General features: G+C 75.1%; 17 protein-coding genes. 3 read left to right on the top strand and 14 right to left on the bottom strand.

Annotated features, from left to right (window positions below; genetic code table 11):
- Positions 1–12 precede the first annotated feature (12 nt).
- Together EAD96_RS26365 and EAD96_RS26360 are read left to right on the top strand one after the other, a co-directional pair.
- Entirely contained in the window at positions 13–648 is a 636-nt protein-coding gene (locus EAD96_RS26365; RefSeq protein ID WP_121686157.1) for a YitT family protein, read from the top strand.
- Between the two features lie 115 nt (positions 649–763).
- The gene (locus EAD96_RS26360) at positions 764–1,225 is read left to right on the top strand and encodes a hypothetical protein (protein ID WP_091420710.1); all 462 of its coding nucleotides are present in this window, start codon (positions 764–766) and stop codon (positions 1,223–1,225) included.
- Positions 1,226–1,233: 8 nt separating this feature from the next.
- Here the strand turns inward: EAD96_RS26360 and hisF are convergent, their stop codons facing one another.
- The 12 genes from hisF to hisD form a co-directional block, all read right to left on the bottom strand.
- Positions 1,234–2,001 carry an imidazole glycerol phosphate synthase subunit HisF gene (gene hisF / locus EAD96_RS26355; RefSeq protein WP_120568843.1) on the bottom strand — a complete coding sequence of 256 codons (768 nt, stop codon included), beginning with the start codon at positions 1,999–2,001 and terminating at the stop codon, positions 1,234–1,236.
- Between the two features lie 86 nt (positions 2,002–2,087).
- Entirely contained in the window at positions 2,088–3,080 is a 993-nt protein-coding gene (locus tag EAD96_RS26350) for an NADP-dependent oxidoreductase (protein ID WP_199733310.1), read from the bottom strand.
- 5 nt (positions 3,081–3,085) lie between these two features.
- The gene (locus EAD96_RS26345; protein ID WP_121686155.1) at positions 3,086–3,511 is read right to left on the bottom strand and encodes an organic hydroperoxide resistance protein; all 426 of its coding nucleotides are present in this window, start codon (positions 3,509–3,511) and stop codon (positions 3,086–3,088) included.
- Position 3,512: 1 nt separating this feature from the next.
- The gene (locus EAD96_RS26340) at positions 3,513–3,959 is read right to left on the bottom strand and encodes a MarR family winged helix-turn-helix transcriptional regulator (protein ID WP_120568842.1); all 447 of its coding nucleotides are present in this window, start codon (positions 3,957–3,959) and stop codon (positions 3,513–3,515) included.
- A gap of 82 nt (positions 3,960–4,041) precedes the next feature.
- Positions 4,042–4,467: a RidA family protein gene (locus EAD96_RS26335; protein WP_120568841.1), complete on the bottom strand. Its 426-nt coding sequence runs from the start codon at positions 4,465–4,467 to the stop codon at positions 4,042–4,044.
- Positions 4,464–5,192: a bifunctional 1-(5-phosphoribosyl)-5-((5-phosphoribosylamino)methylideneamino)imidazole-4-carboxamide isomerase/phosphoribosylanthranilate isomerase PriA gene (gene priA, locus EAD96_RS26330; protein ID WP_018785235.1), complete on the bottom strand. Its 729-nt coding sequence runs from the start codon at positions 5,190–5,192 to the stop codon at positions 4,464–4,466. Before priA ends, EAD96_RS26335 begins: the two co-directional genes overlap by 4 nt.
- Before the next feature lie 19 nt (positions 5,193–5,211).
- Positions 5,212–5,532, bottom strand: coding sequence for a hypothetical protein (locus tag EAD96_RS26325; RefSeq protein ID WP_013475800.1), 321 nt, complete (start codon positions 5,530–5,532; stop codon positions 5,212–5,214).
- 46 nt (positions 5,533–5,578) lie between these two features.
- The gene (gene hisH, locus EAD96_RS26320; RefSeq protein ID WP_121686154.1) at positions 5,579–6,199 is read right to left on the bottom strand and encodes an imidazole glycerol phosphate synthase subunit HisH; all 621 of its coding nucleotides are present in this window, start codon (positions 6,197–6,199) and stop codon (positions 5,579–5,581) included.
- Positions 6,199–6,366: a hypothetical protein gene (locus EAD96_RS31270; RefSeq protein ID WP_013287581.1), complete on the bottom strand. Its 168-nt coding sequence runs from the start codon at positions 6,364–6,366 to the stop codon at positions 6,199–6,201. Before EAD96_RS31270 ends, hisH begins: the two co-directional genes overlap by 1 nt.
- Positions 6,366–6,977 (bottom strand): imidazoleglycerol-phosphate dehydratase HisB, encoded by a 612-nt coding sequence (hisB, locus tag EAD96_RS26315; RefSeq protein ID WP_013287582.1) that lies wholly within the window; start codon positions 6,975–6,977, stop codon positions 6,366–6,368. Before hisB ends, EAD96_RS31270 begins: the two co-directional genes overlap by 1 nt.
- Complete coding sequence (locus EAD96_RS26310; RefSeq protein WP_121686153.1) at positions 6,974–8,047, bottom strand: histidinol-phosphate transaminase; 1,074 nt, start codon at positions 8,045–8,047, stop codon at positions 6,974–6,976. Before EAD96_RS26310 ends, hisB begins: the two co-directional genes overlap by 4 nt.
- Positions 8,044–9,369 (bottom strand): histidinol dehydrogenase, encoded by a 1,326-nt coding sequence (gene hisD / locus EAD96_RS26305; protein ID WP_121686152.1) that lies wholly within the window; start codon positions 9,367–9,369, stop codon positions 8,044–8,046. Before hisD ends, EAD96_RS26310 begins: the two co-directional genes overlap by 4 nt.
- A gap of 108 nt (positions 9,370–9,477) precedes the next feature.
- Between hisD and EAD96_RS26300 the strand changes: the two genes are divergently transcribed.
- On the top strand, positions 9,478–10,182 hold the full coding sequence (locus EAD96_RS26300) for an LON peptidase substrate-binding domain-containing protein (protein ID WP_120568837.1): 705 nt from the start codon (positions 9,478–9,480) through the stop codon (positions 10,180–10,182).
- Here EAD96_RS26300 and EAD96_RS26295 read toward each other — a convergent pair.
- Positions 10,148–10,996 carry a DUF2567 domain-containing protein gene (locus EAD96_RS26295; protein ID WP_121686151.1) on the bottom strand — a complete coding sequence of 283 codons (849 nt, stop codon included), beginning with the start codon at positions 10,994–10,996 and terminating at the stop codon, positions 10,148–10,150. The genes EAD96_RS26300 and EAD96_RS26295 overlap by 35 nt on opposite strands.
- A gap of 48 nt (positions 10,997–11,044) precedes the next feature.
- On the bottom strand, positions 11,045–12,213 hold a 1,169-nt coding region (locus tag EAD96_RS26290), incomplete at its 5' end, for an ATPase (RefSeq protein ID WP_121686150.1).

The following is a 12,213-nucleotide window of genomic DNA, read 5'->3' as shown; positions in this document are numbered from 1 at the left end:
AGGGTGGCATGCATGGCACCGCTTGGCAATCTCCGGCACCGGCCCGCGCGACGACTCACCCAGCTCTATGCCGGGCTGGTCCTGTACGGCGTCAGCATGGCGCTGATGATCCGGTCGGAGCTGGGCCTGGACCCGTGGGACGTGTTCCACCAGGGGCTCGCCCGGCAGACCGGCCTGTCCTTCGGCACCGTCACCATCGCCGTCGGCGCCCTCGTACTGCTGCTCTGGATCCCGCTGCGGCAGCGGCCCGGCCTCGGCACGGTCAGCAACGTCGTGGTGATCGGACTGGTCGTCGACGCCACCCTGGCCGTGCTGCCGCCCGGGGAGGGCATGCCGGCGCGCGTCGCGCTGCTCGTCGCCGGGATCGTCGCCAACGGCGCCGCCACCGGCCTCTACCTCGGCGCCGGGCTCGGCCCCGGCCCGCGCGACGGCCTGATGACCGGCTTCGTCGCCCGCCACCCCCGGTTCTCGGTCCGGCTGGTCCGCACCGTCATCGAGATCACCGTGCTGGCGCTCGGCTGGCTGCTCGGCGGCACCGTCGGCCTCGGCACGGTGGCCTACGCGCTGACCATCGGCCCGCTGGCCCAGTTCTTCATCCCGGTCTTCGCGCTGCCCGCACGACCGGCGGCCGGCGCCTACGCTACGTGACCACGGCCGGGCCGACCGCCACGGCCGGCCCGAGCCGCAACGCGCTGAGCTGCGACGACGCAGAACCGGGAAACCAGGTGTTTCCTCCGCCGTCGCCGCCGGGCATCATTCCTGCATGGGGGAGAACGGATGGCGTTGGAGCGACGCCTGGATCTTCGTCGCGTTGGTCATCGCCAGTGGCGCCGGCCGGCACCGGCGGGCCGCCGCGACACGCCGCCCCGAAGGCGTACGGCTGGCCGACGTCCTCTCCACCGCCGACCACCTCAACCAGGCCATCCCGGAGCGGCACGAGGTGGAGGGGGCGGTCCGGCGGCTCGTCGGCGCGGGCCTGGTCAGCGTCGCCGACGGCTGGTTCCGGGTCACCCCGGACGGTGAGCGGCTCTGGCGCACCCGGCCCAGCGCCGGGCTCGGCACCACTGTCGACACGGTGCAGGGCGTGCTGACCCGGCGGCACCCGCCCGCCGAGTCCGAGTGGCAGCTCGACGAGGACGACCACGCCGCCGCCGTGCAGGAGTACGTGGTCCGGTCGATCCCGATGCCGCGCCGCTCCCCCGAGGGGCACTCCGGCCGGCAGTGACCGCCGCCTCAGCGCACCGGGTGCCCGGCGCCGCGCAGCGCGTCCTTGACCTCGCCGACCGTGAGTTCGCCGAAGTGGAAGACGCTCGCCGCGAGCACCGCGTCCGCCCCGGCGCCGATCGCCGGCGGGAAGTGGGCCACCTCGCCCGCACCGCCGCTGGCGATCACCGGCACGTCGACCACCTCGCGGACCGCCTGGATCAGCGGCAGGTCGAACCCGGCCTTGGTGCCGTCGGCGTCCATCGAGTTGAGCAGGATCTCGCCCGCGCCCAGCTCGGCGCCGCGCGCCGCCCACTCGACCGCGTCCAGCCCGGTGCCCCGCCGGCCGCCGTGCGTGGTCACCTCGAAGCCGCTCGGCGTCGTGCCGTCCGGTGCGCGGCGCACGTCGAGCGAGAGCACCAGGACCTGGCGGCCGAACCGGTCGGCGATCTCGGCGATCAGCTCCGGCCGGGCGATGGCGGCGGTGTTCACGCCCACCTTGTCCGCACCGGCGCGCAGCAGCGTGTCGACGTCGGCGACCCGGCGGACGCCGCCGCCCACGGTGAGCGGGATGAAGACCGACTCGGCGGTGCGCCGCACCACGTCGAGCATGGTGCCCCGGTCGCTGGACGACGCGGTGACGTCGAGGAAGGTCAGCTCGTCCGCGCCGGCCCGGTCGTACGCCGCCGCCAGCTCCACCGGGTCGCCGGCGTCGCGCAGGTCGAGGAAGTTGACCCCCTTGACCACGCGCCCGGCGTCCACGTCCAGACACGGGATGACCCGTACCGCCACCGTCATGCCCCGAGCCTAACGAACGCGCGGGCGGTGGTGACCCGCCGGTGAGGCCGGTCACCACCGCCCGCTGTGGAGTGCGTTCGCGCCGGTCAGAGACGGACCAGCATCTTGCCGAGGTTCTCGCCGCGCAGCAGGCCGAGGAACGCCTCGGGGGCCTGCTCGATGCCGTCCACGATCGTCTCGTCGTACGACAGCCGGCCCTCGCGCAGCCAGCCCGCCACCTCCTGCACGAACTGCTCCCGCAGGTGACCGTGGTCACCGACGAGGAAGCCGCGCAGCGTCAGCCGCTTGCCGATCACCAGCGCCAGGTTGCGCGGCGCGGCCGGCGGCTCGGTGGCGTTGTACTGCGCGATCATGCCGCAGATCGCGGCCCGGCCGTGCAGGTTCATCGCCCCGATCGCGGCCTCCAGGTGGTCGCCGCCGACGTTGTCGAAGTACACGTCGACGCCGTCCGGGGCGGCGGCCCGGAGCTGCTTGTACACCGGGCCGTCGTGGTAGTCGAAGGCGGCGTCGAAGCCGAGCGCGGTGAGGCGTTCCACCTTCGCCGCGGAACCGGCGCTGCCGATCACCCGCCCGGCGCCGCGCAGCTTCGCGATCTGGCCGACCATGCTGCCGACCGCGCCGGCCGCGCCGGAGACGAACACCGTCTCCCCCGGCCTCATCGCCGCCACGTCGAGCAGCCCGGCGTACGCGGTCAGCCCGGTCATGCCGAGCACGCCCAGGTACGCGGTGACCGGTGCCAGGCCGGGATCGACCTTGCGGACGCCCTTGGCGTCCACCAGCGCGTACTCGCGCCAGCCGAGCCCGTGCAGCACCGTGTCGCCGGGCTTGACGCCGCCGGCCTCGCCGGCCACCACCTCACCGATCGCGCCGCCGTCCAGCGGTGCGTCGAGCGCGAACGGCGGCACGTACGACTTGACGTCGTTCATCCGTCCGCGCATGTACGGGTCGACGGACATGAACCGGTTGCGGACCACTACCTGTCCCGGACCCGGCGTCGGCACCTCGGTGGTGACCAGCCGGAAGTTCTCCGGGGTCGGCCAGCCCTCCGGCCGGGACGCCAGGTGGATCTCCCGGCTCATCCCGCTCATCGGGCCTCGCGGACCGTGCGCGTGACCTCGACGTTGCCCCGGGTCGCGTTGGAGTAGGGGCAGACCTGGTGGGCCGCGTCCACGAGCTGCTCGGCGGCGGCGCGCTCGACAGCGGGCAGGTCCACCACGAGCGTCACGGCCAGGCCGTAGCCGCCGCTGCCGTTCGGGCCGATGCCGACCTCGGCCTCGACGACCGAGCCGGAGACGTCCGCCTTGGAGTGGCGGGCCACCACGCGCAGCGCGGAGTGGAAGCAGGCCGCGTAGCCGGCCGCGAAGAGCTGCTCCGGGTTGGCCGCGCCGCCGGCGCCACCCATCTCCTTCGGTACGGCGAGATCCAGCTCGACGGTGCCGTCGGAGGTCCGGACGTGACCGTCGCGGCCGTCGCCGGTGGCGCGGGCGGAGGCGGTGTAGAGCACCTGCATGTCACTGCTCCTTCTGTCGGTGGATCGTCTCGGTGACCCGGGTGAGGATGCCGTGCAGGAAGACCAGTTCGGTCTCGGTGAGCCCGGTCGCGGTGGCCACCCGGCGCGGCACGTCACCCATCCGCTCCCGCAGCGCCCGGCCCCGGTCGGTGAGGCCCACCTCGACCCGGCGCTCGTCGGCGGCCGAGCGGGTACGCACCACCAGACCGGCCGCCTCCAGCCGCTTGAGCAGCGGGGAGAGCGTGCCGGAGTCGAGCCGGAGCTGACCGCCGAGCTCGGAGACCGTGGGGGCGTCGTCGTCGTGCTCCCAGAGCACCAGCAGCACCAGGTACTGCGGGTAGGTCAGTCCGTGCTCGTCGAGGATGGGCCGGTAGACGTCGGTCAGGGCGCGCGACGCCGCGTAGAGCGCGAAGCACACCTGCCGGCGCAGCACCAGATCATCGGTCACACCCTGAACCGTAGCGTGCAATCAAGTTGTGCACAACTTATCGGGCCGCGAGACGGCCGGCGCCGACCGCGCCGGGGACCGGTCAGCGGTCCGGCAGGTACGCCTCCAGCTCGACCTCGACCAGGAGATCCGGATCGATCAGCCCGGCCACGACCACCATCGTGGCGACCGGACGCACCGGGCCGAACACCGCGTTGTGCGCCCGGCCCACCTCGTCGGCGTAGATCCGGTCCGTCACGTACATCCGCGTCCGCACCACGTCACCCGGCCCGGCGCCGACCTCGGCCAGCGCGTCCAGGCCGATCCGGATCGCCTGCGCGGTCTGCGCCGCCGCGTCGCCCGCGTGCGCCACCCGGCCGTCCACGGTGGAGGTGCAGCCGGCGGTGATCGCCAGCGAGCCGGCCCGGACCACCCGGGAGTAGCCGTACAGCGCCTCCCACGGGCCGCCCGAGCCGAGCCGGGTCACCACCCCGGCGTCCACGGGCGTCCGGACCGGCTCGGCCGTCACGCGCCGGCCCGCAGCGTCGCCAGCGCCTCGGCGACGGTGAACGCGCCCGCGTAGAGCGCCTTGCCGGCGATCACACCCTCCACGCCCACCGGCTCCAGCGTGGCCAGCGCCCGCAGGTCGTCCAGCGTGGACACGCCGCCGGAGGCGATCACCGGGGCGTCGGTGCGGGCGCACACCTCGCGCAGCAGGTCCAGGTTGGGCCCGCGCATGGTGCCGTCCTTGGTGATGTCGGTGACCACGTACCGCGCCGCCCCGGCGGCGTCGAGCCGGGCCAGCACCTCGTAGAGGTCACCGCCGTCGCGGGTCCAGCCGCGCGCCGACAGGGTACGGCCGCGCACGTCCAGCCCGATCGCCACCCGGTCGCCGTACTCGCCGCAGATCCGGTCGCACCACTGCGGGTCCTCCAGCGCGGCGGTGCCGATGTTGACCCGGGCCGCCCCGGTGCCGAGCGCCGCCCGCAGCGACTCGTCGTCGCGGATGCCGCCGGACAGCTCCACCTTCACGTCCAGCTTGCCGACCACCTCGGCGAGCAGCGCGGCGTTGGAGCCCCGCCCGAACGCGGCGTCCAGGTCGACCAGGTGGATCCACTCCGCGCCGTCGGACTGCCAGGCCAGAGCCGCGTCCAGCGGGTCGCCGTACGCGGTCTCGCTACCGGCGGCGCCCTGCACGAGCCGGACGGCCTGGCCGTCGGCGACGTCCACGGCGGGCAACAGGGTGAGGCTCAACGCTTCTCTCCTCGGATCCTCAACGACGGTCCAGCGCGATCACCACGACCGCGGGCAGGACCAGCAACAACAACACGACCAGCACCAGCCGCAGCGCGAGGTCGTCCACCAGATTCCAGATGGCGACCACCGCCACCACGGTGAGCACCAGGATCGTCGCCCGCTCGCGGCGGGTGTGCCGGCGCAGCCGGCCGGTACGGCCGCGCCGCAGCGACGGCGTCAGCCGGCGTACCAGAGAACGACGCCGCTCCCGGCGCGCCACCCGGCGGGCGCGGACGGCGCGCGCCCGCTCCTGCTCGGCCTCGCGCGCCGCGCGGCGGCGGGCCCGCTCCTTGCTCACGCGAGCACTCGCGGACGCCCCGCCCGCGTGACCCGGACCGGTCCGGTCACAGCGTGCCGAGCCAGTTGCGCAGCAGCGCGGCACCGGCGTCGGCCGACTTCTCCGGGTGGAACTGCGCGGCCGACAGCGGCCCCCGCTCCACCGCCGCGACGAAGTCCGCGCCGTGGTGCGAGGTGGTCACCGCGGCACCCGCCTCGGCCAGCGCCGCCGGGTCGGTCACGCCGTAGGAGTGGACGAAGTAGAACCGGGTGTCGTCCGGCAGCCCGGCGAACAGCGCCGAGCCGGCCGGTGGCCGCACGGTGTTCCAGCCCATGTGCGGCAGCCGCCGCGCGGGCAGCCGGGTCACGCCGCCCGGCAGCAGCCCGAGCCCCTTGGTGACCACGCCGTGCTCCTCGCCGTGCCCGAACAGGATCTGCATGCCGACGCAGATGCCCAGCACCGGCCGCCCGGCGGCGACCCGGTCGGCGATGACCGGCCCGGCGCCCAGCGCCTCGATCCCGGCCATGCACGCGGCGAACGCGCCCACGCCCGGCACCACCAGACCGTCGGCCGACGCGGCGGCGTCCAGGTCGTCGGTGACAGTCACCTCGGTGCCGGCCCGCGCCACCGCGCGCTCGGCCGAGCGCAGGTTGCCCGAGCCGTAGTCGAGCACCACCACCCGTGCCATCAGCTCTCCCCCGGCAGCAGCCAGAGCACCCCGGCGACGGTGGCCAGCACGGCCAGCAGGCCGGTGATCACCACGGCGGCGCGGGGCGCGCCCTGCTTGAGCAGCGACCACGTCCCGCCGACCAGCAGGCCGGCCAGGATCAACAGAAGTGTGGGCAGCACCTTCATCAGAGCGCGCCCTTCGTGGACGGCACCACGCCCGCGTTACGCGGATCGATCGCGGTGGCCTCGCGCAGCGCGCGGGAGACGGCCTTGAACTGCGCCTCGACCACGTGGTGGGCGTCCGGGTGGCCGCCGGGACGGGCCGCGCGCAGCACGTCCACGTGCAGCGTGATCCGGGCCGACTGGCCGAACGACTCCCAGATGTGCCGGGTCATGCTCGTCGGGTAGACCGGCCCGATGTACGGGGCCAGCGCCGGCTCGTCGTGCACCACGTACGGGCGGCCGGACAGGTCGACGGCGGCCCGGACCAGCACCTCGTCCATCGGGACGGTGGCCGAACCGTACCGCCGGATGCCGGCCTTGTCGCCCAGCGCCCGGTCGAACGCGGCGCCCAGCGCGAGCGCGGTGTCCTCCATCGTGTGGTGCGCGTCGATCTCCAGGTCGCCGACGGTGTGCACGGTCAGGTCGAAGCCGCCGTGCCGGGCGATCTGGTTGAGCATGTGGTCGTAGAAACCGACGCCGGTCTCGATGTCGGCCTTGCCGGTGCCGTCGAGGTCGATCTCGACGAGCACCTTCGTCTCGTTGGTGACCCGCTCGATCCGGGCGATCCGGCTCATGAAACTGTCTCCATCGCGGTGAGGAAGGCGTCGGTCTCGGTCGGGGTGCCCGCGGTGACGCGCAGCCAGCCGGGCAGGCCGACGTCGCGCACCAGCACGCCGGCATCGAGCAGGGTACGCCAGGCCACCGCCTGGTCCCCCTCGACGGCGAACAGCACGAAGTTGGCGTCGCTGTCGGCCACCCGGTGACCCCGGGCGCGCAGCTCGGCGACGATCCGGTCCCGCTGCTGCATGATCGCGGCCACGGTGCCGAGCAGGGCGTCCCGGTGCGCCAGCGCCGCGCGGGCCGCGGCCTGGGTGAGCGCGGACAGGTGGTACGGCAGCCGGACCAGCTGCACCGCGTCCACCACCGCCGGGTCGGCGGCCAGGTAGCCGAGCCGCCCGCCGGCGAACCCGAACGCCTTGCTCATGGTGCGGGTCACCACCAGCCGCGGGTGGCCGGGGAGCACGGCGAGCGCGCTCACCGTGCCGGGCCGGGCGAACTCGGCGTACGCCTCGTCCACGACCACCATCCCGGGCGCCTCGTCCAGCACGGCGGCGACCACGGCCGGGTCGAGCGCGGTGCCGGTCGGGTTGTTCGGCGAGCAGAGGAACACCACGTCCGGCCGGTGCTCCCGGACCTGGGCCACCGCGTCGGCGGCGGTGAGCCCGAAGTCCTCGCCACGCCGGGCGGGCACCCACCGGGTGCCGGTGCCGAGCGCCAGCAGCGGGTGCATCGAGTACGCCGGCGTGAAGCCGAGCGCCGTGCGCCCGGGACCGCCGAACGCCTGGAGCAGCTGCTGCTGGATCTCGTTGGAGCCGTTCGCCGCCCACACGTGGTCGGCGGTGAGACCGTGACCGAGGTAGGCGGCCAGGTCGGCGCGCAGCGCCACCGCGTCCCGGTCCGGGTAGCGGTTGAGGTCGCGCAGCTCGGCGGCGACCGCCTTGCCGATCGCCTCCACCACCGGCTCCGGCACCGGGTAGGAGTTCTCGTTGGTGTTCAGCCGCACCGGCACGTCGAGCTGCGGCGCACCGTACGGCGTCCGCCCGCGCAGGTCGTCGCGGATCGGCAGATCGTCGAGCGTGGTCACGACGCGCCGCCCTCGGGGAACCGGACGCTGACCGCCTGGCCGTGCGCGGGCAGGTCCTCCACCGTCGCCAGCGTGACCACGTGCGGCGCCACCTCGCGCAGCGCGTCCTGCGTGTATTCGACCAGGTGGACGCCGCGCAGGAAGGACTGCACGGACAGCCCGGAGGAGTGCCGGGCGCAGCCGCCGGTGGGCAGCACGTGGTTGGAGCCCGCGCAGTAGTCGCCGAGCGACACCGGCGACCAGGCGCCCACGAACACCGCACCGGCGTTGCGCACCCGCAGCGCCCATTCTCGGGCGTTCTCGGTCTGGATCTCCAGGTGCTCGGCCGCGTACGCGTCGACCACCCGCAGCCCCGCCTCCAGGTCGTCGACCAGGACCACGCCGCTCTGCTCGCCGCGCAGCGCGGTGCCGATCCGCTCGGCGTGCTTGGCCGCCGGTGCCTGCCGGGCCAGCTCGGCGTCGACCGCGTCGGCCAGCGCGGTGGACGGGGTGACCAGCACGCTCGCCGCGAGGGGGTCGTGCTCGGCCTGGCTGATCAGGTCGGCGGCCACGTGCGCCGGGTCGGCGGTGTCGTCGGCCAGGATCGCGATCTCGGTCGGCCCGGCCTCGGCGTCGATGCCGACCACGCCGCGCAGCAGCCGCTTCGCGGCGGTGACCCAGATGTTGCCCGGACCGGTGATCATGTCGACCGGCTCGCAGCGCTCGTCGCCGGCCGGGTCGACGGCCGCGCCGTACGCGAGCATGGCGACCGCCTGGGCGCCGCCGACGGCGTACACCTCGTCCACGCCGAGCAGCGCGCAGGCCGCCAGGACCCGGCGGTCCGGCAGGCCGTCGTTGTCCTTCTGCGGCGGGCTCACCACCACCAGCGAGCGCACCCCGGCCGCCTGGGCCGGGACCACGTTCATCACCACCGTCGACGGGTACATGGCCAGGCCGCCGGGGACGTACAGACCGACCCGGTCGACCGGCACCCACCGCTCGGTCACCGTGCCGCCCGGCACCACGGTCGTGGTGTGGTCGGTGCGGCGCTGGTCGGCGTGGACCTTGCGGGCCCGGGTGATCGACTCCAGCAGCGCGGCGCGGACCTGCGGGTCCAGCTCGTCCTCGGCGGCGCGGATCGTCTCGACCGGCACCCGCAGCCGCTCCGGGGAGACGCCGTCGAACCGTTCGCTCGCCTCCCGGACCGCCGGGTACCCATGGTCCCGGACCGCCTCCACGAGCGGGCGGATCCGCTCGACCGCCACGGAGACGTCGAGCTGGGCACGGGGCAGCAGGCGGCGCGGGTCACGGGCCCCGCCGCGCAGGTCGATCCGATTCAGCACGCCTGCGAGTCTAGGCCGCCGCCGGTGTCACCGGCCGGGCCCGCCCGCACGCCGGGACGGTGAGCCGGGACACGCGCGGGCGGGCGGGTTGGCGATACGCTCGATCACGTGAGCGCACGGCTGCCGGTGTTCCCGCTCGGGACCGTCCTCTTCCCCGGGCTGGTCCTTCCGCTGCACATCTTCGAGGAGCGCTACAAGGCGCTGGTGCGCCACCTCGTGGGGCTGCCCGAGGGCGCGCCGCGCGAGTTCGGCGTGGTGGCGATCCAGGCCGGCTGGGAGGTCGCGCCGGCCGGGCCGCCGGGGCGTTCCGGGCCGGCCGGCGGCGAGGTGACGCTGCACGAGGTCGGCTGCACCGCCGAGCTGCGGCAGGTCACCGAGCTGGCCGACGGCGGCTTCGACATCGTCACCGTCGGGCGGCGGCGGTTCCGGGTCGCCGAGGTCGACGACTCCGCCGAGCCGTACCTCACCGCCGAGGTGGAGTGGCTGCCGGAGCCGGACGGCCCGGACGAGGTCTCCGACCTGCTGGCGGCCCGGGTGATCTCGGTGTTCCGGCAGTACCTGGGCCTGATCCGGCCGGACCAGCAGGAGATCACCGAGCAGTTGCCGGAGGACCCGACGGTCCTGTCGCACCTGGTCGCCGCGACCGCCGCGCTGACCGTCGCCGACCGGCAGCGGCTGCTCGCCGTCGACGACACCGCCGGCCGGCTGCGCGCCGAGCTGCGCCTGCTCAACCGGGAGACGGCGTTGCTGCGGCAGGTGCGCGCGGTGCCGGTGCCGCTCAGCGAGCTGGCTGGTCCCCCGGCGCCGAACTGAACCCGGGCGGAGGCGACGGCCAGGCCGCGTCGGGCTCCGGCTCCGGCCGCAGCGACGGCCACCGCGACCAGCCCGCCAGCAGCGTGTACGTGACTGCCGCGCCGAACGCGGCGAGCAGCAGGTTCCCGTGCGGCAACGGCAGCGGGCCGTACCAGTCGACGCCGCCGGCGCGCAGGTCGACCGGCTTGGTGAACGCGGTGCCCGGCGGCGCGGTCTCCACCAGCCGCTGGAACGTCGACAGCCCGATCCGACGGCCGACCTGCCAGGCCACCACCGCCGCGCCGAGACCGCCGAGCGTCACCGCGACCAGGCCGGCCGGGCCGCGCCGACGGCGCAGCAGCACCCACAGGGCGATCGCGGCGAGCACACCGAAGCCGAGCGTCAGGAGGCTGAACCAGCCGTCCGCGGCGATCGGCTGCTCCGGCTGCGTGGTCGCGTAGACCGCGCCGGCCGGGGTCTGCCGTACCGGCGTCTCGGGCGCCGCCCACGCCCACAGCAGCCCCAGCGGCACGCCGAGCGCGGTGAGCAGCGCGACCACGCCGAGGGTGGTGAGCAGCGGGCGGCCGGACCGGGTGGCGCCGGGCAGCTCCGCCACCACGCCGGGATGCCCGGCGAGCGGGTCGGCGCCGGGCGCGGTGACCGGCGTGCCGGCGGGCACCGGCAGGCCACCGGGCCAGCCGGGCGGCTGCTCGCGCGCGGGCCACGCGCCGCCGGGACGCGGCGCATCGCCGGGCCGTGGGGCGTCGCCGGTACGCGCGTCGGTGCCGTCGGTGCGCTCGCGCGCCCGCTCGGGCTCAGGGGTGTCCGGACTCACCCGTTGATCCTCTCAGGCCCGGGCACGGCGCGGGGCGGTGGTCGGCGCCTAGCGCGCGAACGGTTCCAGCATCACCGCTGCCGCCTTGAGCCAGGCGTTGCGGGTCTCGGCCTGGAGCTGGTGGTACTCGATCGAGGAGCCGGTCTCCAGCGCCGGGTCGTAGGGCACCACGGCGACCGCGCGGGTCCGGGTGGCGAAGTGCCGTTCCAGGTCGTCCTGCAACGAGGTACGCCCCGGCGTGGGGCAGGAGATCAGCGTGACCGCGTTGTCGGCCAGCTCGCCCATGCCCACCTCGTGCAGCAGGTCGAGCATCCAGTCCGCGCTGAACGCCGCGTCCTCGCGCGGCACCGTGGTCACCACGAGCTGGTCGGCGGCCTGCATGACGGTGCGCCAGTTCGGGCTCTCCACGTTGTTGCCGGTGTCCACGCAGACCACCTCGTGGGTGCGGCGCAGCAGCTCCAGCACCCGCTTGACGGTGAACTGGTCGAGCCGCTGGGCGAAGCGCGGGCTCTCCTCGCCGGCCAGCACGTCGTACGAGCCGTCGGAGGCGTGCCGCAGGTAGTCGTCGAGGTGCGACAGCAGCGTGCTGCCCTCGAGGATCTCGATCTGCGCCAGGTCGTGGACCAGGTGGCGGATGGTGCGGGCGTGCCGGGCGCTGCCGGCCCGCAGACCGAGCGTGCCGCGCAGCTCGTTGTCGTCCCAGGCGAGCACGCCGCGCCCGCGTACGCTGCCCACGGTCGCGGCGGCGAGCACCGTCGCGGTGGTCTTGTGCACTCCCCCCTTGGGGTTGGCGAACGCGAGCACCCGGGGGGTGCCCAGCTCGCGGCGCAGCACGCTGGTCGCCCGTTCGAGTTCCGGGTCCGGCTCCGGGGCGCGCCACTGCACCTGGGCCGCGTCGACCCGGCCGGAGCGGCCCTCCAGCGGGCGGCGGGGCGCGGGCACCACCGGCTCCGGTGCGGGCGGCGTGTCCGGCCGGTAGCGGCCCCGGTCGAGCAGCGCGTAGCGGGACTCCGGCGGGGGCGGCGCGGGCCGGTAGCCGCCGTCGAGAAGGGAGTACCGGGACTCGGCCGGCGCCTCGGCCCGGCCGCGCGGCTCCGGACGGGCCGGGTCGGGCCGCCAGGACGGCTCCGGGCGCGGCTCGGCGGTGAAGGGCTGCTCGGGCGCGAACGACGGGTCGGGCGCGAACGACGGGTCGGCGCGCCAGGACGGGTCGGGCG

The organism is Micromonospora sp. BL1 (genome assembly GCF_003667485.1).
GTDB lineage: Bacteria > Actinomycetota > Actinomycetes > Mycobacteriales > Micromonosporaceae > Micromonospora > Micromonospora tulbaghiae.
This window is presented reverse-complemented; position numbering and strand designations above follow the sequence as displayed.